Origin of the sequence: Pseudoalteromonas fenneropenaei, assembly GCF_042643375.1 — a bacterium.
Taxonomy (GTDB): Bacteria; Pseudomonadota; Gammaproteobacteria; order Enterobacterales; family Alteromonadaceae; genus Pseudoalteromonas; species Pseudoalteromonas fenneropenaei.
In genome coordinates this window covers 20,280-47,274 of sequence record NZ_JBHRSD010000035.1, presented here as the reverse complement: position 1 = coordinate 47,274, position 26,995 = coordinate 20,280, and the positions used below count along the sequence as shown (strand labels likewise).

Genomic DNA, 26,995 nt, shown 5'->3' with positions numbered 1-26,995 from the left:
CATTCTGTCGGCGTGTTTATATGCACAATATCCTTATTTTTTGCATACAATGCCGCTAGCATTTTGCCTCTAAATACGCGCGAGAGTGCTTTGACTGGGTATAAGTAACGTTTCTTTACCACACACCACCTCCCTTGGCGTATCGACCCCGCCGGAATTAGACAGTGTAAATGGATATGCTGACTCAGAGTTTGCCCCCATGTATGTAACACACAGGTCATCCCCAATTGACCCTGTCCTTTCTTTGCGGCGAACTGGGTCAGTGTCGCCCAAGCAGCCTGAAATAAGCTTTGGTACACCAATGCTGGCTGATGTTGAGCCAGTGGATTCAGTTCATGAGGCAGCGTAAATACCAAGTGGAAGTAACGGCACGGCAATAGTCTTGCCTGTTGCTTCGCTATCCACTGCTGTGTCGCATAGCCCTGACAACGTGGACAATGCCTATCTCGACAACTGCACCCAATACGTTCAACCTCAGAGCAAGCTTCGCATTGCCACTCTTGATAACCCAGTTTACCCGTGCGACAAGATTGAATATGCTGACATGCTCTTATTTGCTGATAACTTATCGTATGGTGCTGTCGGTAGGATGCTAACCCCTCATGTAAAATATCGGCAATGTGGTACCCACTCACGGGGCTAACCAATTGGCCAGTAAATCCACACCACCATGCCCGAGTTCCGGCAGCCAATGCAGGTACGCCTCGGTGGTTTTTATGTTGTTATGCCCTAATTGATGTTGTAACTGGTGCAGCGGCATGCCTGCTTCAAGTTGATGAGTGGCATAGGCATGACGCAGTGCATGAGGGTGGTAGCGCGTCTCCAGTCCTATCGCTTTTGTGTGTCCTTCGCATAAAGCAAAGACAGCTGTATGGACTGCCATCAGTACGCAAATATTGCCAAACCAACGCAAACTGCGGTTATCGCGGCTTTTAATCAGCTGAAATTGGCAGGTAGCAAGGCGCCAAGAAGTTTGGTTGCAGCAAGCACCTCTAAGGCCAATGCCGATGCTTCTTATGCCTCTTACTATTCGTTTGTATTCTCAGCGCATACCGTGAGGTAGCGTAGGAAGAGTTAAGCCCTCTTAATCTTAAGAGGGCTTAAGCTGGTGCGTCACTCACTTATTGACAAGTTAACTCAGTAGCCGGGTGTACTTTGGCGTCAATATAAACCTCAGATACCGCAAAGCTTGCTTTATCGCCAGCACTTAATTGCAATAACGTCATCGCTCCTGCCATTGGGTTATTGTCACTTTGCAAACAGCGTAGTGGGATAGCCAAGGTTTGCCATTGCCCTTCGGGTTGAGAGAGCAACTGCTCGCGAATTGAAATGGCTTTACCACACTCTGCATCGCACAACGCGTTGAGCTGCACATCGGCAATCTCAGCGCTTTGGCGCGCAACCGATAGATACAATTTCGCATCGGCCGCCAGTTGACTGCGTAAATCCAGAGGGAAAGCTGCACGAATAGCAAAGCTGGCATTGCCTTGGCCGTTAAACTCTAAGCTGCGCGCGTCTTCTTGCACTTTGCGGTCTGCAGTTTTCACTGTTAAGTATTGTCCGCTTAGCGTACTTGACGCAATGCGTAAGGTACTATCGGCTTCTACCACTTCAGCCCAGTTTGGCGCTTTGATGTCGCCAAGCATGATATCTACCACTGCGGTTTCCGTAGTGAGTGTGCTTTGCTCAGACAAGTCACTGAGTTTAATCTTGTCTTTATCGTGACTTTGGTAGCTCAAGCCATAACCATAAGGTAGGAGTGGCTGGTAATCAGCATCAAAGCGATTAACTGTGGTTTGCTCTGGCGTTGCAGGCCACGAAAACGACAGCTTACCTTTAAAGTCATGCTGTACTTGACCATGCGCATCTTGTAACAACACATCAGCCACCGCACTCCCTTCAGAACCCGGTAACCACGCCGCGACAAACGCATCAGAGGCATTCAGCTCAGGGTTAACCCATAGCGGACGTCCAGAAATAAATACGGAAACCACTGGAATGCCTTGCTCTTTTAGCTTTTTCAGTAAAGCAAGGTCGCGCTTATTACCACGCTGGTATTCTAAATTGGCAATATCGCCGTTACCTTCTGCGTAAGGTTCTTCACCAAATACCACCACGGCAACATCAGGTTTTTGGCTATAATCACCCTCGGTGTTGAGTTCAATCTCTCCCCCTGCGGCTTTAACTTGTGCTGCGATACCATCGTAAATGCTCGTACCACCCGGAAAGTCATCGTTGCTGTTGCCAGTCCCTTGCCAAGTAATGCTCCAACCACCCGATTGCTTGCCAATATTGTCCGCAGCATCACCTGCCAATAAAATTCGCTGTTTAGGATTGAGCGGCAGTAAGGCTTGCTCATTTTTAAGCAGCACAAGGGATTCGCGCACCGCTTGTTTAGCCACTTCGCGATGTGCCTTGGCACCAATCACATCCGCACTCACTTGCAGTGCTCTTTGCGCTGGGCTTGGGGCTGTAAATAAACCCGCTCTTACTTTTACGCGCAAAATACGCGCCACCGCATCATCTAAGCGCGAAAGCGGAATTTCACCACTTTTAACTTGCGCTATGGTGTTCTCGAGTAATGGCTTCCATTCCGGGCCTGGCACCATAAACATATCAAGGCCCGCATTCATTGCTTGGGCGCAGCTTTCGTTACTGCAGCCCGGCACTTGACCATGACCATTCCAATCACCAACTACAAAGCCATCAAAGCCCATTTTGTTTTTTAGTACTTCTGTCAGCAAATAATGACTACCATGGGCTTTATTACCTTGCCAGCTGTTAAACGACGCCATGACAGTTTGGGCACCCGCTGCCAGCCCACCTACATAACCTTGGGCATGAATATTGAAAAGTTCCGCCTCGCTCGCGATGTTGTCACCTTGGTCATCGCCCCCCACAGTGCCACCATCACCGATAAAATGTTTCACTGTGCTTATGACTTTATCTTTGCTAAACAGATCTTGTTGCGGCTCGCCTTGTAAACCCATAACCATAGCTGCCGCATAGGCTCTGACCAATTCTGGGTCTTCCGAATAACCTTCATAAGTGCGCCCCCAACGGTCATCACGTACCGTTGCCACCGTTGGTGCAAACACCCAATCTATACCGGTAGCGCGCACTTCTCGTGCCGTGATAGCCCCAATTTGTTTGATCAGCTCAGCATTATGGGTTGCACCAAGGCCGATATTATGCGGGAAAATAGTCGCGCCAATTACATTATTGTGACCGTGTACGGCGTCGGTCCCCCAAATCGTAGGGATCGTTGTACCGTCTAAGGTATCGTCGATAGAAGCTTGATACATGGCCTCAGCCAATGCGACCCAATCGCTAATCGCGGCGTGTTTGTTGTCATTGGGAAATGCGCCGCCGCCATTAAGATAAGAGCCAAAACCGTAGCGTTGCATGTCTTCAACTGTAATTGAACGTATCTCGGGTTGAATAGTTTGTGCAACTTTTTGCTCTAAGGTCAGCTCTGCAAGCAGCGCCTGCACTTTGGCTTCAACTTGAGCATCAGTGGCAATTGCTGACTGAATATGTGGCCAGATTTCGTCTGGCTTTTTAGTCTGCGTTTCAACTTGCGGTTTACTACACGCGGCCAATAAAGACGATGCTACGGCTGCGGCCGCCAGGTTAAGTATAAAGCGATTTTTCTTCATTTTTTGTTCCCTAATTTAACCTGAAATTAAGCTGTAGTAGCCTGCTGACGACGAATATAACGGCCATAAAACGCGATATAAACGTAACATACTACTGGCACCAATAGAGAGAATTGAATGCCATAAAGATCAGCGAGTTGCCCTTGAACTAACGGAATAATCGCGCCGCCAACAATGGCTAAGCAAAGTAAGCCCGATGCCTGCGCAGTTTTAATGCCAAGGCCAGATACCGCCAAGCTGAAAATAGTTGGGAACATAATAGAGTTACACAAGCCAACCAGTAATAGCGCCCACATTGCTATGCTGCCCTGAGCAAAAACCGCAACCAAAATTAGCGCCACCGCAGCCACACCGTTAAATGCCAGCACTTTGGCCGCTGACACTTTTTGCATCACCATAGCGCCAATAAAACGCCCAACCATGGCACCGCCCCAATAGTAAGCAAGGTAACTCGCTGCTTGCGACTCACTGAGCGCGGCTATCTCGTCTAGCATTAAAAAGTTAACCATAAAACTGCCGATGGCCACTTCTGCGCCAACGTAACCAAATATCGCTAATACACCAAACAGTACTTGCGGTTCTTTTAAGGTTTGTAGAAATGATGCGGGCGAAGCGCTACTTGCTTCATGCGCAAGTTTAGGTAATTTCAGGCACTTAAACACCACTGCTAACACCACAAAACTTGCAGCGAGCATTAAGTAAGGTAATTGTACCGATGAGGCGTCTTCAACCCCAGCCGCCGCGGCTTTATCTAAAATCAGCAAAGCACCAAAAAATGGCGCAATCGTGGTGCCAAGCGAGTTAAACGCTTGGGTCATGGTTAAACGTGACGATGCAGTTTCCTTATCACCTAAGGTTGCCACATAGGGATTTGCTGACACTTGTAAAATGGTGATCCCCGCCGCTAACACAAATAGCGCGCCAAGAAACAAAGCATAAGTATGAATTTGTGCCGCCGGATAAAATAGCGCACAGCCAAGGCCTGCCACCAGCAAGCCAGTCACTATGCCATTTTGATAACCGATTTTTTCAATCAACTTACCAGCGGGTAACGAAACCAAAAAGTAGGCGCCAAAAAAGCAGAACTGCACCAACATCGCTTGGCTATATGAAAGCGCAAAGGTATCTTTTAAATGAGGGATTAAAATATCGTTTAAACAAGTAATAAAGCCCCATAAAAAAAATAAAGTGGTCAGCCACGCCAGTGCAACAGGCTGTCGCTGCCCCGCTTGCGTTTGTCCCTGTTCAATTAAGGTTATCGCCATATTGTTCTCCAACTTGGTTGTTTGTGTATCGCTTTAAAAGCAAAGTCATGGTCAATATAAGTTTTCCTTTGGCGTAATAGTAAAGCCTACTTAGGTTCTTCGCATGTCACTTGGCAGACCACCAAGCGCAGCGAAAATACCTGTTCATCTTATGTTTTACCTTGACCGATGCGTTGTTTGTTATGTAATCTAAATCAAAATGTAAGCGCTTTCATATCACTTTAAACTGTTATTGGAATGCATTTCAAGCATTTTTGTAACCGCTTACATTGCTGACTTTACGTGGAAGACTGATGACAAATACAACAACACTGACTCTAACGAAGGACTCTCGCATGCATAACGCCGATTTTATCTTCGGTGTTGCCACTGCCTCATTTCAAATTGAAGGCGCAGCCGACCAACGCTTACCCTGCATTTGGGATACCTTTTGCAGCACCCCCGGGAAAATCGCGGATGGTTCAGACGGTCTTACCGCTTGTGAGCACGTAAAATTCTGGCGCGATGATGTAGAGTTGATAGCGAGCTTAGGTGTTGACGCCTATCGTTTATCTATTTCTTGGCCGCGAGTCATCACCCAAAATGGCGAACTTAACGCCGAAGGGGTTAAGTTCTATTGCGACTTGCTTGATGCGTTAAATGCCAAAGGCATTAAACCTTTTGTGACCCTTTACCACTGGGATTTACCGGCGCATATTGAAGCCAATGGTGGCTGGTTAAATCGCCAGACTGCGTTTTTGTACGCAGATTATGTCGAAAAGATTGTCACTGCGTTTGGCGCGCGGGTTTATTCTTATGCCACCTTCAATGAGCCTTTTTGTAGCGCATTTTTAGGCTATGAGGCGGGTGTGCATGCACCGGGCTTAACTGGGCAAAAAAATGGCCGTCAGGCGGCACATCATATTTTGTTAGCACACGGCTTAGGCTTGCAAGTATTAAGACGCCTCTCGCCACATACCATTAATGGCATAGTGTTAAACTTTACCCCCTGCTACGCCAATAGCAGTGCTGAGGCGGATTTACGAGCCACGCAAGCCGCCGACGAATATCATAACTTATGGTATTTAATGCCAATCATGACTGGCCGTTATCCGTATGTGATGGCACAAATTCCAGAACAAAATCGACCACATATTGAAGCCGGTGACATGCAGCTTATTTCAGCACCGCTCGATTTTCTTGGTATTAACTTTTATACCCGCCGCTTTTACAGTGCACCAAACGAGCCTGATGCGCTCTTCCAAGAATTACCCCATCGCGCACCGCTAACAGATATTGGCTGGGAAATTTACCCGCAATCATTTACTAAGTTACTGACAGATTTACACCAGCGTTTTCAACTGCCACCTATTTACATTACCGAAAATGGCGCGGCAATGGCAGATGAATACGTCGCGGGTCAAGTTCATGATGTCGGGCGCTTAGCCTATTACCAAAGCCATATCGGCGCGGTTAACGACGCTATGGAGCAAGGCGTTGATGTACGCGGCTACTTTGCGTGGAGCTTGATGGACAACTTTGAATGGGCCGAAGGCTATTTAAAACGCTTTGGCATAGTGTATGTAGATTACCTCACGCAGCAACGCACAATTAAGTTGAGCGGCTTGGCTTATCGGGATATGTTAGCCGCACGCCGCAACAGCAATCTGTGCCAAAAATAACTTAAGTTGCAGGGCAACAAAAATGATAACGATAAAAGAAAAAATTGCCTATGGACTTGGCGACACCGCCAGTAACATCATTTTTCAAAGCGTAATGATGTTTTTAATGCTCTACTACACCGACATTATGGGGTTAAACCCTGCGGTGGTTGGCACTATGTTCTTGGTGGTGCGCGTTTTAGACGCCATTACCGACCCCTTGATGGGCGCATTGGCCGACAATACCAGAACCAAATATGGGCAGTTTCGCCCTTATTTGCTGTGGCTCGCGCTACCATTTGCAATAGTCAGCGTGCTCGCCTTTACAGTGCCAGATCTCTCGCCTGCCAATAAAGTCATTTATGCCTATGTGACTTACGGTTTATTGATGTTGGCCTACACCGCTATCAATATTCCTTACTGCGCGCTCGCAGGCGTACTTTCTAACGACCCTTCTGAACGGGTCAGCATTCAATCGTTTCGCTTTGTGTTTGGTATGCTAGGTGGCCTGATTGTCGCCAGTTTAACTTTGCCGCTCACCGAGTGGTTTGGTCAAGGTGATGCCGCCAAGGGCTATCAATTGGCGATGTTAGCCATGAGTACATTAGGTTTTGTGCTGTTTATTCTGTGCTTTTTAGGCACCAAAGAGCGCGTTGCTAGCCCTGAAAAGCAAGGCTTTAACCTCAAGCAATTTAAAGTCTTACTCGCAAACGACCAATGGCGCGTGCTCTGTGCTGCGGCCTTGTTTTTACTTTCTGGCCAAGTTTTACGGTTAACTTTAGCGGTATATTATGTGAAGTATTTTCTTGGCCGTGAAGACTTAGTCAGCCTCTTTATTACCCTCGGCGTGCTTGGCAGTATGTTTGGGTGTGCAGTCGCGCAGCCCTTAGCGGCACGTTTTTGTAAGGTAAAATTATATATTGGCCTGCAATTTAGCGCGGCTGTACTGTGCGCATTAAGTTACTTTATTCCCGCATCAGAAGTAGTATTAGCATTTGCCGCCTTTATTGTATGGAAGTTTTTAACTGACGCAGCAACGCCGCTACTCTGGGCGAAAATGGCTGATACCATTGATTATGGCGAAGCTATCTCGGGCGTACGCACCACTGGGCTGGTTTATTCTAGTGTGATATTTTTCATTAAACTCGGGATTGCCATAGGCGGAGCGTTAGCCGGGTGGTTTTTAGCCTACTTTGATTATCAAAGCGGCGCTGTGCAAACCACCGACACCATCCACGGCATAGTGCTGACTTTCACCTTGCTTTCTTCTATTGGTTCTTTATTGGTGGCTTGGGTAATGCGTTACTATCGCCTAAACAATAAAAAACTAGAGGAAATTCAAAGTACATTAACTTTTAAAGGTGAGCCACACGCGCTAACATAGCAGAGCGGCAATTTTGCCTGCAGGAATAATAAAGGTATTTCATGGCGACAATTTACGACGTTTCAGTAATGGCTGGGGTTTCACTCGCAACCGTTTCTCGCGTGATCAACAAAACCGGTAACGTGAGTGAGAAAACCACCCAAAAAGTAACGCAAGCCATGGAGCGCCTTGGTTATCGCCCCAATGCCATTGCCCAATCATTAGCCTCAAATCGCTCGAACAGTATTGGTATTTTAATTCCTGAATTGTGCGGCCCGTTTTTTGGCAACCTGATGGCAGGTGCTGAAAAACGCTTACGCGAAGCCAACAAGCATGCCATCATCACCGCAGGTCACAGTAAGGCTGAAACTGAAAAAGCCGGTATCGAGTTTTTATTAAGCCGAAACTGTGATGCTTTGATCTTACATATTGATGCGCTATCTGATCAGTATTTGGTCGATTTAGCCGCCCAAGGCAAGGAAATTGTCGTTATCAACCGATATGTTGAGCCGCTCAAGTCGCGCTGCATTTATCTTGATAATAAAACTGGCGGCTATCTAGCTACCAAAGCCATGTTAGACGCAGGCCATAGTAAAATTGCTTATATCAGTGGCCCGACTTGGAAAGAAGATGCCAATCAACGTTTAGCTGGACATCACCAAGCGTTACAAGAAGCCGGTATTGCCGACAACCCGCACCTTTACGTCACGGGCGATTTCAAACAAGAAAGTGGTACAGCAGGGTTACAAACCTTACTCGCGCGCGATAGCGATTTTACCGCCTTAGTTTGCGCCAATGACGAAATGGCTTCTGGTGCTATGGCCTATGCGCGTGACATCAAATTGGCGCTACCTGAGCAACTGTCCATTATTGGTTTCGATAATATCGTCTATTCCAGCTACCTTTACCCAAGCCTAGCGACGGTTGACTATCCAGTAGAAGAAATGGCAAAAATGGCTGCGGCACTGATTTTAAAAGAGGTCTACCAGCAAAAAGGGTTGCAGATCAATAACGAGTTTTATCCGTCTATCGTGATGCGCGACTCACTACAAAAACGGCCAAGTTAGTTGCAGTAAAAATGCGCATAGAAAATCGATCGCCAAATTCTGAGGCAGAAAGTCGTAACGCTCACTGCCTCATGCGCTCTTTAGAGTAATTGTTGCAAACAAGCAATAAGCTTATCGATATCGCTTTTTGTCACCCCTAAGTGCGTCACCAAGCGCATCTTCTCATAGCTTGGGCTCATAATAATGCCCTGCTCTCTAAGCTGCAGCGCTACGGCTTTAATATCAATATGCGGTGCAACATCAACAAACACAATATTGGTTTGTACTGGGTAGCGGCGGGTATCAAATCCCGGCAAAGTATTTAATTGCTCTGCCAAGTAAGCGGCGTTGTGGTGATCTTCTTGCAATCTTGCCACGTTATGCTCAAGCACATACTGACCTGCTACCGCCAAAATACCAGCTTGACGCATACCACCACCGAGCATTTTACGAATACGTCGTGCTTTGGCGATAAATTCACGATTGCCAAGTAGTAAAGACCCCACTGGCGCGCCAAGCCCTTTGGACAAACAAATGGTCATAGAATCAAAATGCTTGGCAATGGCTGTGATATCAACATTTAGTGCCACAGCCGCGTTATACACCCGCGCACCGTCTAGGTGCAAAATCAGTTGATGAGCATCACAAAACGCCCGCGCCTGTGCCATATAATCAAGGCTCAGCACTTTACCGCCTATGGTGTTTTCCAAACTGAGTAGTTTGGTTCGTGCATAGTGAAAATCATTGGGCTTAATAGCGGCGGCTAGCTTTTTAAAACATAAACTGCCGTCCGGCTCATTGTCGATTGGTTGAGGTTGCACCGAGCCAAGCACCGCAGCGCCGCCCGCTTCATAGCGATAGTTATGGGCATTTTGACCACATAAGTACTCGTCACCCCGTTCACAGTGGCTCATAATGGCCAATAAGTTAGCTTGTGTGCCCGAGGTGACAAACAAAGCTGCTTCAAAACCATGGCGCTCTGCCGCAAAAGCTTCTAGGTGATTAACGCTCGGATCGTCGCCATATACATCATCACCGACTTCTGCATTGGCCATTAAAGTACGCATCGCAGCGCTTGGTTTTGTTACGGTATCGGAGCGAAAATCTATCATGGATATCCCTTAGTTTGAGCAGTAAGACCACAACTTAACAAGCAGTCCTTCGGCATTCAATCAAGTTGAGATAAGTGGTTAGGCAATCACAATAATAGGGATATGGGTTTAGTCGGCAGATTTTCCAACCATGAGTGCTGTCGCTAAGCGCAAATCAATTATGGAAAATCTGCATTTTTCGGCAATCTGTCGGTGGCAGCTTACTGGTTAAAACGGCGACGCGCCGCAAAACCGACTAAACCAGCAAGTAACCAACCAAATAACGCACCACCTGATGACCCCCCATTGTCCACTGGCTTTTGAGTAATTAAAGTATTTGGCTTAGGATTTAGACCCTGAGCTGATTTTGGATCTTCATCAATTACCGTCACCGAGTAAATCACCACATGGTTTTCTTGTGCCGGTTTCACCGCAGTGTCTTTACACTGAGCATCAGTAAAATTCACCACAGGTACTTCACCACAACGACTTAACTTAGCAATTTTGTCGATAACCGTCATGCCTTCACCAATCACTTGACCAAACACAGTGAAACCACCATTTTGTAAATCTAAGTTAGCACTGTTATCAGTGAGGCTAATAAACCATTGACTAGTTGCACTGTTTACGTCACCTGGTTTTTTCGCCATGGCAATTGTGCCTTTTACATTCGATAATTTTGGCTCGTTTTCAACCGCAGGGAAAGTTGCAATCGCTTCTACTTCGGCTTTACCTTGGAAACTGTAACCACCACCTTGTACCACAAAATCACTCACTGCACGGTGGATAATCGACTCTTTGTAGCTTTCTTCACCAACGTATTTCAGGAAATTAGCGACCGTTTTTGGCGTTGTCTCATCATAAAGATTGACTTGGAAATTACCTTGCGAGGTTTGAAATTCAACGATTGTTGCTTGTGAGCCAAAGCTTGCTGAAAAAGCAGAGATAAGCGCAAGTTTAGTTAGTTTTCTCATTGTTAAAATACCCTGTAATTTTGAAAGATATAAATTGCAATAAACGACATAGTAAAGTGAACCACTGCCTCAGCTAAAAACTCGAGTACAATGCACAAACATTACACTTAGTCATTTGTTTTATTTGAATTTTATTTTTACAACTGCGAATGCCGAACCAGCCGTCGATGAAAAAATACTTGTTATTTACGGTTTTACGATGATTTAAGCGTATAAGGTTCTAAATAAGAGTTCTAGAGTTTAAAACAATTGATAACAAAAGGGATATCTTTTTGTAAACTACGCGTAGGAGAATATACGGGCTCGCTCTTATTGCAAGCAAATCGGAGGAATTGCTTAGCTTGCGGAGCGCTACAGTAGGGCTTGCCACCAGTTGAAAAACGCTTGTTCATACAAGGGAAAATGGTTTTCCATTAAAGCTTGGATGTGCTCAGCTGTGAGCGTAGTACAAGGTGTTTGCGCTTCGGCATGCAAGATGGCTTTAAGCGCGTTGCGTCCTTGAACATGAGTCATTAAAAACTGACTCCAAACCCGCGCGGAAAAATACAATTGGTCACGGCTTTGGGTCTCCCACTGCGCTTCTGAGCTGAGCATAACCGAGAACTCTAAGGGTTGTGTTTTATCGCTCAACACCTGCCCTTTACCAGCCAGTTTGATACTCGCAAGCATTTCAAAATACTCTGCTAAACCTTCGTTTAGCCACCTTGGCAACACGCCAACTAGGCGATAGTTATAAACATGGATTGCCTCGTGCACAGCAGTGGTTAAAGCCTGATGTACACTATTGTTCTCAACCAGCACAGTGTTACTATCGCCAAGGTAGAAACCTTGCGAGCCACGTGGATCAACACCCAGTCGCGACGCTAAGTCATCAAATGAAGTCGCATAATTTGGTGCGAACACCATATTGACGGTAAACCTGCGTCTAGCAGATAACGCAAAAGCGTTGCGATATTCGCTATAGCTTTGTGTCAGCAAGCTTTTTATTCGCGGCATGTGTTCTTCAAGCTCGGTGGGCAGATAGAGTTCAAGCGCAGCTAAATTAGACAATTGTCCATGGTATGGCGTCAGTTCATCACTGAGTTCTTGAAGCAGTTCTTCAACATACTGGATAGCATCAGGGTCATGGCGCTCTGCTGCACAAACCACCGCTGCAGGTTCGATAGGTTTAGTGGGTTCGTTGGCACGAGAATGTGTTGGTGGCATTACATCATTTTGCGTCGCAAATATTTTTGCCGCCACCTGCCGCGTTTGAATTCTGACTTCAGTTTCAAGAGGGCTGACTACATCATCAAATAGGTTACGCATCAATAGGAGCACTAAACTTATGAGCAAGATCACCCACAATAATCGCTGTTTCATCACGCCCACCTTACCACTTCGCGCCGCCCAAAATTGCTGCTGAAACACCAAACCTAATCATGATCCAACTTATCTTGCCGAGCGTTTAAATTGCATGGCTGGCTAAATAAGCAATTAACGCCTTGCGGGCATCTACTTTATCTTGTGATAACACTTTGATGCGAGGATTGTTGACCAAAAACGTTAAATTCGCATCTCCACGCTCAATCAAAAAGCTGGCTATTACTATTTTGTATTCTCGCTTCGCGTCTATATCTGCGCCATCGAGTTGCCATTGATTACCGCGTCGGCTGATATTCGCCATTTGCAAGTAGCCACCTGTACCTTTATTGCCAGCACCTGCATCCAAAGTTTGGATTAATAAATCACCGGGGATCTCTACTAAGCTATAGTCCCCGCCAAACGGTAAAATGCGTATCACATCATACTCGCTCAGTTCTCCTGCTGGTAATACATCATCAATACGAATACTGCCGGCATTGTAAATAGCCGCTTGCGCGTCTGGATACGCGAGCAGTTCACTTTGCGCGATTACTTGGGTGAGGTTAGTTACGCCGTTTCGCACATCCGCCTCCAAGCCGTTTAGATCCGTTTTGGTGGTAGCTATGACTTTGGTTGGTTCAAAACCTTGCGCCCGAAACGCGTCAAATGCTTTGTTTTGCCACGCCTTTGCTCGTGCGGCGATGACTTTATCTTCAGCAATTGCAGCGGTGACAAGCTTTAACTCTGAGTGGACTTTTAAGGTTTTGCGCTCAGTGTCAAACTGCAAATGGTGAATGTAAACAGAGCGCGCATTGGCATCTGCTTTAGCAACGGGAACGAAGTGCGCACCACGGCGAAAATACATATTTTCGTGCTCATGGCCACCTAGAATAAGGTCAACATCCAACTGGTTTGCAAATGCCAAGTCCGTTTCAATTTCTTGATGTGTTACCAACACCACAATATCAGCGCCTTGGTTTTTTACTTTCTCGATTGCTGCTTTTGTCTGAGCAAGTGGGTCAAGAATTTTTACAAAGTCTTTCGCCAGTGAAGGCAACACTACACCAATCAGCGCCACTTTCACTCCATCAACACTAAACACCACCTCGCCCTTTAGGTTTGCCAGAGGCTTATTCGTTTTGGGATCAAGTACGTTGCTGCTAAAAATGGTAAATTGCGCTTCTGCCAAACGCGCCAGTAGCGGCTCATAACCATTATCAAATTCATGATTACCTAAGGTCATAAAGTCCCAGCGCATGGCATTGAGCACATCAACCATTTGCTTACCCGCGAGTTTATCACCGTCTACGACTGCGGTACCAATGGCAGACGGGCTAAATAGGTCACCAGCGAGAATAGAAAAGGTATTGGGGTTGCGTTGTCGCAATTCCTTCATGATGGTTTCAACTCGAGCTAGGCCGCCAAATTTTCCGCCGTTAACCGGGGTCATTTCATAAACATCATTGGCGTGCAAAAACGTAATATCGACGTTTTTTGCCAATCCGAATGAAGAATAAAATGAAATTAGTGCGACAAGCAGGAGCTGTTTAATAGTATGAGGCATAAGCGATTCCTTCAGCTGTAATTTTATTTACTTTGGAAATCAGTGTAATCGCCTTTACCGAGATTGCACTGCATAAGTTTAACAAAATCACGCAGTGCCCTTAGGAAAGTAGAGAGGATATAGCTTACTCTTTAATGAACTTAACGTTGCTAAAACCCAACTTAGCGAAGTACTGATCGCGGAAGTTACGCACCGCCGCAGAGCCTTTTGAGGTCATCGCTACGGCTTGTTCCATTTTCACGTAATCACGAATATCAACGCCTTCAGCAGCTGCTATCGCTTCAAACATATCGTGATATTTGTCGTTGGCGAAGTTGATTTCTTTAGCTTTATTTTTAAACGTGTATTGAATTCTGCGTGCCATAAAATGCCCTACTGTAAATTTGCGGCGGTATTATAACGCCAATCGCCGACATCCGTGTAAAAATCTCTCTTCAGAGTACTCGAATTGGGCCACAAATCTCAGCTAAAACTATGATTAATGATAAATATTAAACAAATAGGTTTTCACAATCCCTCCGCTTGCATTACTATTTAACTACTCAATAACATCTAAACCCTGCCATGCGCTGCTTATCTATCTTATTTTGTTTGTGGTTTTGTTTGTCATTCAATGTGCAAGCGAAATTATTTGACCAAGGTATGCCCTACTTAGAGCATGTTGCTGCGGAGGTTAAACAATTAAGCGGTGCAATCACTGCCATAGCGCAAGATAAACAAGGGTTTATGTGGTTTGGCACGCAACATGGCTTAGTGCGCTTTGACGGTTATCAAATTCGCCATTATCACGCGTCGCAGTTAGACCCGAGATCGTTGCCTGGCAACTTTGTTATCAGCCTGCATGTAACTGCGGACGGGCAGCTGTGGCTTGGTACACGCGGCAACGGCGCGGCACTTTATAACCCTAAAACAGATGACTTCACCCGTTTTGTGCATAACGCTGCAGAGCCGCAATCGCTTGCCAATAACCGTATTTCAGCGATTGTGAGCGATACCCTTGGCCAAATTTGGCTAGCCACAGACAGCGGTCTCGACAAATTTGAGCCTGCAACCCAGAGCTTTATCCATTTCACCGTCGAAAATGCCAGCGGCCTTAACGACAATCGCATTCGCTCTTTATTACTGAGCCGTGATGGCAGTTTATGGGTTGGCAGTTATAAAGGACTCAATACACTGCGTAAAGGCAATTCAAGGTTTCAATCCATACTAAGTCAGCCTGACGAGCCATTTCACGACCATGTGGTCTTCAAATTATTTGAAGCCCGTGACCATAGCCTCTGGTTTGCAACACCCCGCCGTGGGGCAGTAAAGCTTAACTTAACCACTTCGCAGTTTACCCGTATCGCCCCTGATTCCGAAAAACCTTATCAACTGAGTGACCCTTGGGTAACCGCGATTGCTGAGCCGATTACCGGCGAAGTATGGCTTGGCACTGAAGGTGGCGGTGTTGCCATTGTGGAAGGCCAATCAGCGCAAATAAAACAAATCCTGCGCCCTGCCAAGGGTATTCCCGGCACATTAAGGCACGATGATATTGGCAGTTTTTTTGTTGATAAAGCAGGCCTTTTATGGATTGGTACGTGGGGCGCTGGTATCAATCGTTACAACCCAAGCAATCAAGCCATTCGCACGCTCCGTGCGCTAACAGATAAACCGGAAACCTTATCCAGTAGCCAAATTTTCAGTATTCTAGAAACCCAAGACCACGCAGTGTGGCTGGCAACGCAAAGCAATGGTATAGATATTTTTGACCCAAAGCTTGGGCGTTTAACTACCCTTTCAGCTTTTCCCGGTCAAGCCAATGCGCTGCAAGAAACCAGTATTCGCGCCCTAGCACAAACTCGCGATGGCACCATTTGGGCAGGTGGCGCACAAACTGGGTTATATCAATATCGCCAAGCACAACAAGATTTTAAGTTATTTACCAGTAAAGATGGTTTGGTCAATGATCAAATCCGACGGCTAAAAAGCGTGGGGAATGACCTTTGGATAGCCACCTTCCGTGGCCTGAGCAAGTGGCAAGCAAGCAGTCAAACTTTCCTGACTCCACGGTTAGAGAATCAGCAAAGCTTTGGCAAACCTGTGCTTGCCATGGCACCCAGTGAGCAAGGTGCGCTGTGGTTTGGTAGTACCGATGGGCTCTACCTAGTAAGTTTTGATGGCAACACAATTTATCCGCAGCGTATCGCCAATTTTCCCGAAGGGCTGCAAGTTAACGACTTGCTGTTTGCAACAGACAAACGTTTATTTGCCTCCACCAGTGAAGGCATTTATCGCATTGAATTAGACAGCGCAGGGAAGCCCATTGCTGCGCAGTTGGTCAACACTTTGCTTGCCGTACCAAAGCAAGATTTAGGCGCCAACATGTTGCTGGATGATCAAGGCCGCCTTTGGACCGCAATTAATGTTATTGACCTTGACAACAATAGCATTCAGCCTTTGGCTAAACCGCAAGGTGTTGATGTAGGTGTCGCCTGGGATGGTGCCCATGCCAAACTACATGATGGCACTTTGCTATTTGGCGGTAATGAAGGTTTGCTGATGATTGCCCCTAGCCTCTATCAAACATGGCAATATCAACCCCAAGTAATGTTAAGCGCAGTGTTAATTGACGAGCACAGCAGCGACCCATCTTTTGCGCAATTCGTTTTACCACCTGAACAACGTAAGTTTTCGGTAGCGGTAGCAAGTAGTGATTATTCCAACCCAGATACCACCTTATTTCACTATCGTTTGCGCGGCTACGACGACAACTGGTACACCTTAACCGCACAGAACCGCATTATTACATATACCAATTTGAAGCCCGGCGAGTATGAACTGCAAATTCAAGCCAGTGATGCAAATGGTATCTGGTACGACAATCAAAGGTCGCTCTTCATTAGCAAATTACCTGCATGGCAACAAACATCTTGGTTTCATGGCCTAGCTGTGCTGGCACTACTCGGTTTGTTGTATTTTATTTATCGCTTACGAGTACGACATATAAATCATAATGCCCGTATTTTAAAAGACTTAGTTGCCGAACAAACCAAAACGCTGAGCGAACAAAACCAACAGCTGCAATTGGCATTGCAAGCGGTTGAAAATGCTGCACGTACCGATCCACTAACGCAACTTCGCAACCGTCGTTACTTACAAGACGTTATCGCGGCTGATATTGCCCAAACCTTGCGCTTACAGCAAACAGCGCAAAATAATGCTGACCTAGTGTTTTTTATCATCGATATTGATTATTTTAAGCAAGTTAACGACCAATACGGCCATAGCGCAGGTGACGAACTGTTAAAACAATTCGCGCAAGTGCTGACTCAGTGTTTTCGTAGTAGCGATATTCTAGTTCGCTGGGGGGCGAAGAGTTTTTAGCTGTATCACGCTTTACCGACCGCAACCAAGCACCCAATATCGCCGAGCGGATCTGCCGTGCAGTTGCAAATACGCCTTATCAAGTATCAAGCACGGTCACGCTACAAAAAACCTGCTCGGTCGGCTTCGCTGCACTGCCGTTTACACCTAACGAGCAAACACAACTCGGCTGGGAGCAAATCATTAAACTGGCTGATATCGCCTTATACCAAGCCAAACAAAGCGGCCGTAATACTTGGTTTGGCATTGAGGCGGGTCATACTTACAAACAAGATAGTGTTTCACATGAAATCAATAACCCCAAACAAGCCATTCTGAATGGGGTCATAAAGTGGGTAGAACGTAGTTAGTTGTTTGCTAAATTAAGGTTCAATCACGACATCTATAGCGTGAACCTTTCCTGAGCTTTTGCTAATTTCTGTTCTGAATTTTACTAATTGCCCTACTTCTATTTTGTCTGGTGAAGAATTAATATTTTGAGGCACAAAATAGTAATCCTTGCAATTATTGTCCAATGTATGGATAAACCCTTTGCTTATGCTTCCTTCTTGATCATGTTGCAAAGATTTTATTTTAGACTCCAAATATTCTATATCGTTAAATCGCAGCTCAATTGCGCACAAGGTGCCCTCTTCATTGGGACGGATTTGAAAAGACGCAATGTTACCTAATTTGATTTTATCGCTATCTTTTTGCTCGAAATCTCTTCTAGAAAAGTAATAATCTTTCGCGCCTTCAAACGATTTTAAATGGCCAAAACCGCGTTCTTCATTCCAGTATTTGATAACTGAACTCACTCGTTTTTCATGGAAACTATTTTCTTCACAGACTCTCAGAACAAGTTGAGTTAAATCGTCTTGATTAAAGCTCGATAGATAATCTACCCTATTAAATTCACAGATTGGTATCGGCGTTGCCAGACGAGGGGATGATTGTGTACCACGGCTCAATGTGAAAGCATTTTCTCGCTGTTTCCTAACTAATGGATGTCCGCTTGAGAGCTTCATTGAGAACAAATCAGTAAACCGCCGGGGACCCACTCCTGTGTAGGGTTTAAAGTAAACACGATGATTTTCGGTTTCTCCATTTTTATATTGTTCTAAAAAATGGTTGGCCATCATCCTTATTATATGTTCTTTACTTTGCCCTCCAAGCGCTACCGCATCAGGGTCATAAATAGCGTCCAAGTGCAATGTGTTGGCCCGACTTTTAGGATATGGCTCAATATACATCACCTCTTGTATGCCGCTAGAAATAATGTGTTTAGCACAATTGTGACAAGGATAGGTGGTACAGTACATAACCGTTTCATGTACCGAAATACCATTTTTAGCAGCGGAGGTAATCGCTGACATCTCGGCATGGACGACTCGACCAAATTCAGTGATATCGTTAAGGGACGTATTTTGTAACGCGTGAAGTACTTTCTTTTCCACTGTCTCCTCATCTACAAGAGCACCTGCCTCTTGCAATGAGTACATAATTTCGTCAAATATCTCGTTTTTGACTTTTGCGTTTGCGTCATAGCCCTGAACGAAATCACGGTTGTCTTTTTTGCTTTCTCTGATTGCTTTAATGCCATCAGTTGTGTGTTCTACATAGGGTGCTGTAGCCCAATATTGACCGCCAAATGCTTTGGGTACTTCATTAACCCCAAAGGCAACAATATCTTTTTGCTTATTAGTTATGGCTGCGCCAACTTGTCTAGATAAATCGGCAGAACGTAAAGAATACATGTAAGCCATAAACATACTATGTTCGTCTGCGGTCGGCGTTACGTAAGGCGCTGCGAATATAAGATCTGCGATACGAGTAAACTCAGAATTCTTTCCAGTTTCGTTTTCAATGACACCAAGATTCAGGAAAAAATCACATAATTGATAAGCTTTACCTGTTTCATTATTGAATTTGCTACTGCCCACCCGATGTTCGAAGTCTTCGTAAATCTCCCTTATCGCATAAAACAATGCGCTTTCATTATCTACAGGGGTAAGCTCGGGATTACGACTGTCGAACTTAAATTTAATTCGATTAAATAGTGAATCCGTCACACCAATGCAATAAAACGACTGGTCAAATATTTTTCTCAGCACTTCGATTTCAGCAGGGTGTTTTATTCCATCTACTAAGTAGATCTTTCGACCTGAGTTCATTGAGGCTCTTAGTTTATCCATTTGCTCAAGCAGTAATAGCGCATAGAACTCTGCTCCCTTCTTGTCGTTTCCTAATATTTCAGCAAATCGTTGCCTGTGTTTAGGCATACGGGACATTGCGGATTCGACATAAGCTCTCTTATCTGAGGGCGATTTTTGTCCTAAAAAAGCATCGGGTAACGTCGCTATATTTATGACTTCAACGCAACAAGCATATTCTTCAAATACAGAGGTTAGTTTTTCCTTAACAAGTTCAATGTCTACACCTATCGGCGAAACTAAACCTATAACTAATGCAAATTCATTTGTGATTGCCATACTTTATAATCCTTTTAACTCACTTTCTGTATACTCCCACGTAACCGCCAACAAACGCAACAAAATGAAAACGAAAAATTAACAACGTTGATTTATCTCACTTAAAGCAAAGTATTCAGCCCAAAAGTATTGACATCAAACATTGATGCTTCATTTTGTGTATCGAGAAGTCACTTTTCCATTTGGCTGCACATCATGCATATAAAAACTAGATTTAGCTTCGTTCTTTGTTTGTTGATTAGTTTGGTCGTTGCTTTTACTTGCACTGCTTCAAACACTCTTTTAATTTTGGATGCAGAATCTTGGATGAACGAAGAGAACTTTCAATCCGATCAAGCTAAAGCTGCAAGGCAGATCTTAAATGCTTATGAAGGTGAATTGGATATTCAAATTGTGCCGAGAAATCGCGCGCGGCAAATGTTGGAAACGCACCCTACCGCATGCTCACCTTGGGTGCTAAAAAATGCCGCACGTGAACAGCTCTACAATTTTAGTTTACCCTATATGTTGGAGTCGAGCCTTAAGCTACTAGTTGCCAATGAGTCCCCGTGGGGGAAAAAATTACTACAGCGTGAGCAAGACACAGACACCCTGCTTTCATTACAACAACTATTGACCTCTAACACGCCGCCGGTACTCGGTATAGAAACGGGGCGCAGTTATGGCGACTCCGCTGATAAAGTAATCAAACCACTTATTGGCAGCAAAGTCATTTATCAACGGACCAGTTCAACAGACAATTTGGCGCCGCTCATGCCTATGCTGCACCACGGCTATATCGATTTGATGATAGAGTATGACAAAATCCGCGAAGACAAAAAGCACCTTTTCTCGTATTTAGCGTTTAAAGAGACCGAACCTTTTCAACTGGTTTATTTTGCATGTTCTAAGTCTTTGCAAATCGGGCCACTGCTGAATAAGTTGAATGATGCAATAAAAAAACTTAGCGCCGAACGGCGTTATCAGACCTTGATTTTAGAACATTTACCTACCGAAGAGCGCGATGCTGCGTTTCGCTACTGGCAACAACATTTGCTCCCAGCGCCTAGCACATCCACTGTGCTAAAGCAGGATTAAAGTGCTAAATCTGCAACGGTGCGCGACACATTTGCCGCACCTTGCTGGATCTCTTCCATAACATCCGACACAGCTTGAATTTGCACTAACCCTTGCTCCGTTGTATTTGAAACTAAGGTCATGATTTTTTTAACCTGATCTGTCAGTGCTTGATTTTCGCAAACCACAGTATTGATCTCACCAGTCGATTGACTGGTTCTAGCGGCAAGGCTACGCACCTCATCAGCAACCACAGCGAAACCGCGTCCTTGTTCTCCAGCTCTGGCCGCTTCAATAGCCGCGTTTAAGGCCAACAGGTTGGTCTGCTCGGCAATAGCTGTAATCGTCGACACAATTGCAGTGATATGTTTAGATTGTTCATTCAAAGAGCTAATTGCCTGCATGGCTTCCTTAACCTGTGTAAAGATCTGTCCAGTGGTATCCACGGTTGTTGCAAGCTTTTCAACACCAGCTGTGGCGATTTTTTCCGTATCAAGCGAAGCATTGTGAGCAAGTTGGGCGGCTTGGAGCACTCGTTGTTCGCGCTTCACGGTTTCGGTAATATTGGCTGCAAACTTAATAACTTTCACTACTTTGCCGTGGTTATCTAGGATAGGATTGTAAGACGCCTCTATCCAGATCTCATTGCCCTTGGCGTCCAAACGCAAGAAACGTCCAGTTTTGAATTGGCCTTGACTTAACTGACTCCAAAAATGGGGGTTTTCACGGTAAAACTGCTCTGTGCAGAGCATACGATGATGCTGTCCACGTAGCTGTTCAACGCGATAACCCACCGCCTGACAAAAATTATCATTGGCGTGTAGTATAGTACCATCGGGTGAAAACTCGATAATCGCAGTTGACGCTTCTAGGGCTTTAAACACCGATAATTGATCTTGCAGTGCCTGTTTTTCATGACTGATGTCGGACGCAATTTTGACCACTTTGACCACTTTTCCCTGATGTTTTACTGGAAAATAAGAAGCATCTAGCCAAATCATCTGACCATTTTTGTTGACCCGCTCAAATTGACCAACATGTGGCTGTCCTTGGGCCAATTGGCGCCAAAAGGCCTCATAATGGCTGCTATTGGCATAGTCAGCGTGGCAAAAAATTCGATGTTTTTTGCCGATAATTTCCTGACGCTCATAACCTACCACACTCAAAAAAATATCATTGGCCGCGATAATAGTCCCATCGGGTTTAAATTCTATTTTCGCGACAGATTCATCAATGGCATTTTGCATAGCTTCAAGTTCCGCTATGCGCCCCGTTAAATTCACTATTTGTTGCTTGAACCGATTAAAAATCATTAAATTACCCTTTAAGTCTTACCTCATAGCGAAGGCGTATTCGGCGCTATCATTAAGTTCAATAACGCGCTAACCGCAGCAGCCCTATACAAACTTCTTAGTTATTTTCGTAGTTAGGTTCTCTTATACGCAATAAGTTATTTTTAGATGATAATTTTAACCGGATTATTTATTTAATTGCGAACATCCATCGGATAAAAGTGGGAGATTGTCGAAAACGAGCAATAATGCAGATAGTGAATGAGGCAGCAGACCAGCCTCTTTTTGGCATCACTAAGTGTTATTTTAGTAACGAATTAGTAACGAAAAAAGCCGCGGCACAAGGCACTGCGGCTTTAACAACCAGAATAGGTAGTTATAGTGCTTTTTCAAGCTCTGGCAATACTTCGAATAAGTCTGCCACTAAACCATAATCAGCAACTTGGAAAATCGGCGCATCTGGATCTTTATTGATTGCGACGATGACTTTTGAGTCCTTCATCCCGGCCAAATGCTGGATGGCACCGCTAATCCCAACCGCAATATACAGATTTGGCGCAACGATTTTACCCGTTTGACCCACTTGCATATCATTAGGTACGAAACCAGCATCAACCGCTGCCCGTGACGCGCCAATCGCAGCACCTAGCTTGTCGGCAATGCCATTTAAAAGCGCAAAGTTTTCGCCATTTTGCATCCCACGACCACCAGAGATAACCACAGGTGCTGCGGTCAATTCTGGGCGCTCTGATTTGGTTTGCTCAATACTGACAAACTCAGCATAGCTATTTGCCGTACCAAGATTAATCGCATTAATCGCACAAGCTGCTTGTGAACCCTGCGCATCAAATGCACTGGCACGTACAGTAAGCACTTTAACCGTTTCGTTACTTTGTACCGTCGCAATCGCGTTACCGGCGTAAATTGGCCGCTTAAAGGTATTGGCGTCAACTACCGCAATCACTTCAGAGATCTGTGACTTGTCTAAAAGCGCTGCAACGCGCGGTAAGAGGTTTTTACCTGTGGTTGAGGCACTGGTTAAAATATGGCTATAACCTGCCGCTAGCTCAACAACTAGATCTGCTGTATTTTCCGCCAATTGCGTCGCGAATACTGGATTATCTGCAACTACAACTTGCTGCACCCCAGCAATTTGCGCCGCACTGTCGGCAACTGCAGCAACATTGTGACCTGCTACAAGTACGGTAATATCGGCACCAATTTTTGTTGCAGCATGAACAACTCTAGCGTTTTCCGGCTTTAATGTGCCGTTATCGTGGTCGGCAATAACTAAAATCTTCATGAAATCACCTTTGCTTCGTTCTTAAGTTTATTCACCAACTCGGCAACGCTTTCCACCATTACACCGCCTTGGCGTTTTGCTGGCTCATCAACGCGCACTAAAGTGACACGTGGGCTTAAATCCACCCCTAAGGAATCCGCTGCTACGACATCTAGCGGCTTACGCTTTGCTTTCATAATATTAGGTAGTGACGCATAACGTGGTTCATTCAAACGTAAGTCCGTGGTAACAATTGCAGGCAGATTGACTGCGATTGTTTGTAAACCACCGTCAACTTCACGCGTAACAACTGCTTTACCGCCTTCAATCACCACTTTTGAAGCAAATGTCGCTTGGCCACGTTTAGTGAGTGCGGCCAGCATTTGACCGGTTTGGTTATTGTCTGCATCAATCGTTTGCTTGCCTAAAATCACTAGCTCTGGCGATTCTTGCTCAACTAATTTAGCGAGCAGCTTAGCAACATGGAGCGACTCTAGCTTTTGCTCTGTTTCAATGTGAATAGCACGGTCAGCGCCCAATGCCAGGGCTGTACGCAACTGCTCCTGACAAGCTTTATCACCGATTGATACCACCACAACTTCCGTTGCAGTACCTGATTCTTTTAAACGTACGGCTTCTTCAACAGCGATTTCGCAAAATGGGTTGATTGCCATTTTAACGTTGTTTAAGTCAACATCACTGTTATCTGCTTTAACGCGCGCCTTGACGTTGTAGTCAATCACTCTCTTGATTGGTACAAGGACCTTCATAGCTGCTCCAATTTCTGGTTATTCTGTTGGATTTACACGCAAGCTTTACAACCTAACGCAAGCGTAAACCTATTTTATCTGGAAATCAGACTACTTCCTGTTGACGTAAACGTCAACCTAAAATAACCTTAGCTTAACTTAAATCAAGTAAACTTAGATTTACTGAGCTACAGTGTTATACCCATATGACTTGACGTTGCAATTGTGCGCCAAGCTAAAAGGGTAAATCCACTATAGAGATACCGTCACAGCAGAGCGAGGTAGCAATGGTCGAACGTGAAACCATGGAATTTGATGTCGTGATAGTCGGCGCGGGACCCGCGGGCTTATCTTGTGCTATTAGATTGGCACAACAGGCACAGGCAAAACAACAAGAATTAATGATCTGTGTGGTTGAAAAAGGCTCAGAAGTCGGCGCCCACATTTTATCTGGTGCAGTATTTGAAACAACGGCACTTGACGAACTTATCCCTAACTGGGCAGAAAAAGGTGCGCCACTTCACACCAAAGTCACGCATGATGAGATTTACCTCTTTAAAGATGAACAAAGCGCCAGAGCTTTGCCGCATTTGATTGTCCCAAAAACCTTTATGAACGAAGGCAACTACATTGTTTCAATGGGCAATGTGTGCCGTTGGCTTGCCGAACAAGCTGAGGCGCTTGGTGTAGAAATATTCCCAGGTTTTAGCGCTCATAGCCTGATCATTGAAGACGAACAAGTCAAAGGTATCGTCACCGGTGATATGGGCGTAGATAAAAATGGCGAACATAAAGACAGTTATATGCCCGGTATGGAACTACGTGCTAAATACACCGTCTTTGCGGAAGGTTGCCGTGGTCATTTAGGTAAACAATTAATCAAATATTTTGAGCTTGATAAAGACGCTACGCCGCAACACTACGGCATTGGCTTCAAAGAAATTTGGCAAGTCAGCCCAGATAAGCACCAAGCCGGTTTAGTGGTACATGGCGCAGGCTGGCCGCTGGATGACAACGCCCATGGCGGTTCATTTATGTATCACGCCGAAGATAATCAAGTGGTGGTTGGTCTTATTATTGACCTCAATTACGAAAACACCTATTTAAGCCCCTTTGATGAATTTCAGCGCATGAAGCACCACCCCGTGTTTGCCAAGGTGCTTGAAGGTGCAACACGGATAGCTTATGGCGCGCGCGCCATCGCAAAAGGCGGATTACATTCTTTACCAAAAATGCACTTCCCCGGAGGCCTGCTAGTAGGTTGTGATGCCGGCACACTAAACTTTGCCAAAATCAAAGGTAATCACACCGCAATGAAGTCCGGCATGATTGCCGCAGATTGTATCGTTGCAGCATTAGCAAAAGAAGATTATGTGGCCGACCTTGCAGTGTACGCAGATAAGTTTAAGTCGAGCTGGGTATATGACGAGCTCTATCGCTCTCGCAACTTTGGCCCGGCAATGCACAAATTTGGTCGTATCCTTGGTGGTGCGTACAATATGATTGACCAGAATCTATTTTCTGGCAGTTTGCCGTTTACGCTAAAAGATACCGTGCCAGATCATGCTTGTTTGAAACACAAGTCACAGTGCCAACCTTTGAATTACCCAAAACCAGACGGTAAATTGAGCTTCGACAAGCTTTCTTCGGTGTTTTTGTCTAATACCAACCATGAAGAATCTCAGCCTTGTCACTTACATTTGGCTGACGCGGCTATCCCAATTCAAGTCAACCTTGCGCAATTTGCAGAGCCAGCGCAGCGTTATTGCCCTGCTGGGGTCTATGAAGTAGCCAAAGATGAACAAGGTGAGGACAAGTTTGTGATCAATGCGCAAAACTGTATTCACTGCAAAACCTGCGATATTAAAGATCCCAGCCAAAACATCACTTGGGTCACGCCAGAAGGTGCCGGTGGCCCTAACTATCCAAACATGTAATTCGCTATAACCCGCGCTCAATTTTGCGCGCGTTATGCTGCCCAATCCTAAATTGCAAGGGGTACGTTGTGCCCCTTTATCTGCAAACTCAATCACACAGACTATACTAAAAGTAACGTTGAGGCTCTCAATAAGCTGTCGATTTGCGCAACTTTGCCTGTGGCATAGCCAAAATGGCGGTTGTAACGCGTTTATACCTTTATTTTTAATCATTACAGAGCTTTAGGCGTGCACTTTACGCTGAGCTCAAGTAGATTAGAGCCTTACTCTCATATTAAGGAGCTTTTATGCCCCAACAAAAAACCACCTTCAGATTTTTAGCCGAGCCGACTGACGTTAACTTTGGTGGCAAAGTCCACGGTGGCGTGGTGATGAAATGGATAGATCAAGCGGGTTACGCTTGTGCTGCTGGCTGGAGCGGAAGTTACTGCGTGACGGTATCGGTGGCCGGGGTGCGCTTTCACCGCCCTATCTTGGTAGGTCAAGTTGTTGAGGTTTCTGCGCAAATCGCCCACACCGGAAAAACCAGTATGCAAATTTTTATCCGCGTACGCTCTGGCGACCCTAAAACACAACACTTAGTTGAAACTAATCACTGTATTATCAGCTTTGTTGCGATGGATCAGGCCGGCTATCCTGTGGACGTACCAAAATACGTCGCCAAGACAGATGAAGAAAAGCGCCTTGAACAATATGCTATCAAAATGAAAGATATCGCTATTGAAACCGAGACCTTACTACAAAAAACAGTCCATCTTGAAGAAGATAAATAACGGTAATAGGTAAAGATTACCGACCTGCTGGCGATAAAAACAGAATAATAACAATCATTGAACGCCGAAAGTTGCAACTTTTTGTTAATACATTAAGTTTAAGTCTGAACGGTGTTTAGGAGA

Annotated in this window: 19 protein-coding genes and 2 pseudogenes; 8 read left to right on the top strand and 13 right to left on the bottom strand. The window is 45.2% G+C overall.

All coding sequences use genetic code 11. The features are described from left to right. Both ACFOEE_RS17325 and ACFOEE_RS17320 read right to left on the bottom strand, forming a co-directional pair. A partial coding sequence (locus ACFOEE_RS17325; RefSeq protein WP_449301154.1) for an IS91 family transposase occupies nt 1–635 on the bottom strand: 635 nt, incomplete at its 3' end. Next, nucleotides 632–910: pseudogene (locus tag ACFOEE_RS17320) on the bottom strand (tyrosine-type recombinase/integrase); the annotation flags it as partial. The gene ACFOEE_RS17325 and the pseudogene ACFOEE_RS17320, both read right to left, overlap by 4 nt. On the opposite strand from ACFOEE_RS17320, the gene ACFOEE_RS17315 reads away from it, so the two are divergent. Then, a complete protein-coding gene (locus ACFOEE_RS17315) occupies nt 872–1,063 on the top strand; it encodes a hypothetical protein (protein WP_377127243.1) in 192 nt (63 codons plus the stop codon). The pseudogene ACFOEE_RS17320 and the gene ACFOEE_RS17315 overlap by 39 nt on opposite strands. A 58-nt stretch (nt 1,064–1,121) precedes the next feature. On the opposite strand, the gene ACFOEE_RS17310 is transcribed toward ACFOEE_RS17315, so the two are convergent. Both ACFOEE_RS17310 and ACFOEE_RS17305 read right to left on the bottom strand, forming a co-directional pair. Further along, nucleotides 1,122–3,659 (bottom strand): glycoside hydrolase family 3 protein, encoded by a 2,538-nt coding sequence (locus ACFOEE_RS17310; RefSeq protein WP_377127237.1) that lies wholly within the window; start codon nt 3,657–3,659, stop codon nt 1,122–1,124. Between the two features lie 26 nt (nt 3,660–3,685). After that, nucleotides 3,686–4,924, bottom strand: a complete 1,239-nt coding sequence (locus ACFOEE_RS17305) for a sugar MFS transporter (RefSeq protein WP_377127234.1) — start codon at nt 4,922–4,924, stop codon at nt 3,686–3,688. A gap of 335 nt (nt 4,925–5,259) precedes the next feature. Here ACFOEE_RS17305 and ACFOEE_RS17300 point away from each other — a divergent pair, with 335 nt between their 5' ends. The 3 genes from ACFOEE_RS17300 to ACFOEE_RS17290 are packed head-to-tail and all read left to right on the top strand — an operon-like array spanning nt 5,260 to nt 8,994. Then, nucleotides 5,260–6,585: a GH1 family beta-glucosidase gene (locus tag ACFOEE_RS17300; RefSeq protein ID WP_377127231.1), complete on the top strand. Its 1,326-nt coding sequence runs from the start codon at nt 5,260–5,262 to the stop codon at nt 6,583–6,585. Between the two features lie 22 nt (nt 6,586–6,607). Beyond that, on the top strand, nt 6,608–7,948 hold the full coding sequence (locus tag ACFOEE_RS17295) for a glycoside-pentoside-hexuronide (GPH):cation symporter (RefSeq protein ID WP_377127228.1): 1,341 nt from the start codon (nt 6,608–6,610) through the stop codon (nt 7,946–7,948). Between the two features lie 41 nt (nt 7,949–7,989). Then, the gene (locus tag ACFOEE_RS17290; protein WP_377127225.1) at nt 7,990–8,994 is read left to right on the top strand and encodes a LacI family DNA-binding transcriptional regulator; all 1,005 of its coding nucleotides are present in this window, start codon (nt 7,990–7,992) and stop codon (nt 8,992–8,994) included. An 80-nt stretch (nt 8,995–9,074) separates the two neighbouring features. On the opposite strand, the gene ltaE is transcribed toward ACFOEE_RS17290, so the two are convergent. The 5 genes from ltaE to ACFOEE_RS17265 all read right to left on the bottom strand — a co-directional run bounded on the left by ltaE (nt 9,075) and on the right by ACFOEE_RS17265 (nt 14,310). Beyond that, a complete protein-coding gene (ltaE, locus tag ACFOEE_RS17285; protein ID WP_377127222.1) occupies nt 9,075–10,085 on the bottom strand; it encodes a low-specificity L-threonine aldolase in 1,011 nt (336 codons plus the stop codon). 200 nt (nt 10,086–10,285) lie between these two features. Continuing rightward, nucleotides 10,286–11,038: a peptidylprolyl isomerase gene (locus tag ACFOEE_RS17280; protein WP_377127219.1), complete on the bottom strand. Its 753-nt coding sequence runs from the start codon at nt 11,036–11,038 to the stop codon at nt 10,286–10,288. Nucleotides 11,039–11,389: 351 nt separating this feature from the next. Further along, nucleotides 11,390–12,400 (bottom strand): hypothetical protein, encoded by a 1,011-nt coding sequence (locus ACFOEE_RS17275; protein ID WP_377127216.1) that lies wholly within the window; start codon nt 12,398–12,400, stop codon nt 11,390–11,392. Between the two features lie 85 nt (nt 12,401–12,485). Then, the gene (locus tag ACFOEE_RS17270) at nt 12,486–13,946 is read right to left on the bottom strand and encodes a bifunctional metallophosphatase/5'-nucleotidase (RefSeq protein ID WP_377127213.1); all 1,461 of its coding nucleotides are present in this window, start codon (nt 13,944–13,946) and stop codon (nt 12,486–12,488) included. Nucleotides 13,947–14,070: 124 nt separating this feature from the next. Next, nucleotides 14,071–14,310 (bottom strand): DUF2960 domain-containing protein, encoded by a 240-nt coding sequence (locus ACFOEE_RS17265; RefSeq protein WP_377127210.1) that lies wholly within the window; start codon nt 14,308–14,310, stop codon nt 14,071–14,073. Nucleotides 14,311–14,510: 200 nt separating this feature from the next. Here ACFOEE_RS17265 and ACFOEE_RS17260 point away from each other — a divergent pair. Then, a pseudogene (locus ACFOEE_RS17260) lies at nt 14,511–17,662 on the top strand (two-component regulator propeller domain-containing protein). A 12-nt stretch (nt 17,663–17,674) separates the two neighbouring features. Here the strand turns inward: ACFOEE_RS17260 and ACFOEE_RS17255 are convergent. Beyond that, nucleotides 17,675–19,783 carry a deaminase gene (locus tag ACFOEE_RS17255; RefSeq protein ID WP_377127208.1) on the bottom strand — a complete coding sequence of 703 codons (2,109 nt, stop codon included), beginning with the start codon at nt 19,781–19,783 and terminating at the stop codon, nt 17,675–17,677. Between the two features lie 306 nt (nt 19,784–20,089). On the opposite strand from ACFOEE_RS17255, the gene ACFOEE_RS17250 reads away from it, so the two are divergent. Further along, nucleotides 20,090–20,860: a hypothetical protein gene (locus ACFOEE_RS17250; protein ID WP_377127205.1), complete on the top strand. Its 771-nt coding sequence runs from the start codon at nt 20,090–20,092 to the stop codon at nt 20,858–20,860. On the opposite strand, the gene ACFOEE_RS17245 is transcribed toward ACFOEE_RS17250, so the two are convergent. The 3 genes from ACFOEE_RS17245 to ACFOEE_RS17235 all read right to left on the bottom strand — a co-directional run bounded on the left by ACFOEE_RS17245 (nt 20,857) and on the right by ACFOEE_RS17235 (nt 24,183). After that, nucleotides 20,857–22,152 (bottom strand): methyl-accepting chemotaxis protein, encoded by a 1,296-nt coding sequence (locus ACFOEE_RS17245; protein WP_377127202.1) that lies wholly within the window; start codon nt 22,150–22,152, stop codon nt 20,857–20,859. The two genes, ACFOEE_RS17250 and ACFOEE_RS17245, sit on opposite strands and share 4 nt — an antisense overlap. Before the next feature lie 355 nt (nt 22,153–22,507). Continuing rightward, complete coding sequence (locus tag ACFOEE_RS17240; RefSeq protein ID WP_377127200.1) at nt 22,508–23,434, bottom strand: electron transfer flavoprotein subunit alpha/FixB family protein; 927 nt, start codon at nt 23,432–23,434, stop codon at nt 22,508–22,510. Further along, complete coding sequence (locus ACFOEE_RS17235) at nt 23,431–24,183, bottom strand: electron transfer flavoprotein subunit beta/FixA family protein (RefSeq protein ID WP_377127197.1); 753 nt, start codon at nt 24,181–24,183, stop codon at nt 23,431–23,433. Before ACFOEE_RS17235 ends, ACFOEE_RS17240 begins: the two co-directional genes overlap by 4 nt. A 266-nt stretch (nt 24,184–24,449) precedes the next feature. On the opposite strand from ACFOEE_RS17235, the gene ACFOEE_RS17230 reads away from it, so the two are divergent. Next, nucleotides 24,450–26,099, top strand: coding sequence for an electron transfer flavoprotein-ubiquinone oxidoreductase (locus tag ACFOEE_RS17230; RefSeq protein ID WP_377127194.1), 1,650 nt, complete (start codon nt 24,450–24,452; stop codon nt 26,097–26,099). 287 nt (nt 26,100–26,386) lie between these two features. Continuing rightward, nucleotides 26,387–26,872, top strand: a complete 486-nt coding sequence (locus tag ACFOEE_RS17225) for an acyl-CoA thioesterase (RefSeq protein ID WP_377127191.1) — start codon at nt 26,387–26,389, stop codon at nt 26,870–26,872. The last annotated feature ends 123 nt before the right edge of the window (nt 26,873–26,995 follow it).

What these genes read in the sequence shown, in the direction of transcription:
- ACFOEE_RS17315 (WP_377127243.1), top strand. Translation starts at nt 872, where the DNA reads ATGGACTGCCATCAGTACGCAAATATTGCCAAACCAACGCAAACTGCG.
- ACFOEE_RS17310 (WP_377127237.1), bottom strand. Translation starts at nt 3,659, where the DNA reads ATGAAGAAAAATCGCTTTATACTTAACCTGGCGGCCGCAGCCGTAGCA.
- ACFOEE_RS17305 (WP_377127234.1), bottom strand. Translation starts at nt 4,924, where the DNA reads ATGGCGATAACCTTAATTGAACAGGGACAAACGCAAGCGGGGCAGCGA.
- ACFOEE_RS17300 (WP_377127231.1), top strand. Translation starts at nt 5,260, where the DNA reads ATGCATAACGCCGATTTTATCTTCGGTGTTGCCACTGCCTCATTTCAA.
- ACFOEE_RS17295 (WP_377127228.1), top strand. Translation starts at nt 6,608, where the DNA reads ATGATAACGATAAAAGAAAAAATTGCCTATGGACTTGGCGACACCGCC.
- ACFOEE_RS17290 (WP_377127225.1), top strand. Translation starts at nt 7,990, where the DNA reads ATGGCGACAATTTACGACGTTTCAGTAATGGCTGGGGTTTCACTCGCA.
- ltaE (WP_377127222.1), bottom strand. Translation starts at nt 10,085, where the DNA reads ATGATAGATTTTCGCTCCGATACCGTAACAAAACCAAGCGCTGCGATG.
- ACFOEE_RS17280 (WP_377127219.1), bottom strand. Translation starts at nt 11,038, where the DNA reads ATGAGAAAACTAACTAAACTTGCGCTTATCTCTGCTTTTTCAGCAAGC.
- ACFOEE_RS17275 (WP_377127216.1), bottom strand. Translation starts at nt 12,400, where the DNA reads ATGAAACAGCGATTATTGTGGGTGATCTTGCTCATAAGTTTAGTGCTC.
- ACFOEE_RS17270 (WP_377127213.1), bottom strand. Translation starts at nt 13,946, where the DNA reads ATGCCTCATACTATTAAACAGCTCCTGCTTGTCGCACTAATTTCATTT.
- ACFOEE_RS17265 (WP_377127210.1), bottom strand. Translation starts at nt 14,310, where the DNA reads ATGGCACGCAGAATTCAATACACGTTTAAAAATAAAGCTAAAGAAATC.
- ACFOEE_RS17255 (WP_377127208.1), bottom strand. Translation starts at nt 19,783, where the DNA reads ATGGCAATCACAAATGAATTTGCATTAGTTATAGGTTTAGTTTCGCCG.
- ACFOEE_RS17250 (WP_377127205.1), top strand. Translation starts at nt 20,090, where the DNA reads ATGAACGAAGAGAACTTTCAATCCGATCAAGCTAAAGCTGCAAGGCAG.
- ACFOEE_RS17245 (WP_377127202.1), bottom strand. Translation starts at nt 22,152, where the DNA reads ATGATTTTTAATCGGTTCAAGCAACAAATAGTGAATTTAACGGGGCGC.
- ACFOEE_RS17240 (WP_377127200.1), bottom strand. Translation starts at nt 23,434, where the DNA reads ATGAAGATTTTAGTTATTGCCGACCACGATAACGGCACATTAAAGCCG.
- ACFOEE_RS17235 (WP_377127197.1), bottom strand. Translation starts at nt 24,183, where the DNA reads ATGAAGGTCCTTGTACCAATCAAGAGAGTGATTGACTACAACGTCAAG.
- ACFOEE_RS17230 (WP_377127194.1), top strand. Translation starts at nt 24,450, where the DNA reads ATGGTCGAACGTGAAACCATGGAATTTGATGTCGTGATAGTCGGCGCG.
- ACFOEE_RS17225 (WP_377127191.1), top strand. Translation starts at nt 26,387, where the DNA reads ATGCCCCAACAAAAAACCACCTTCAGATTTTTAGCCGAGCCGACTGAC.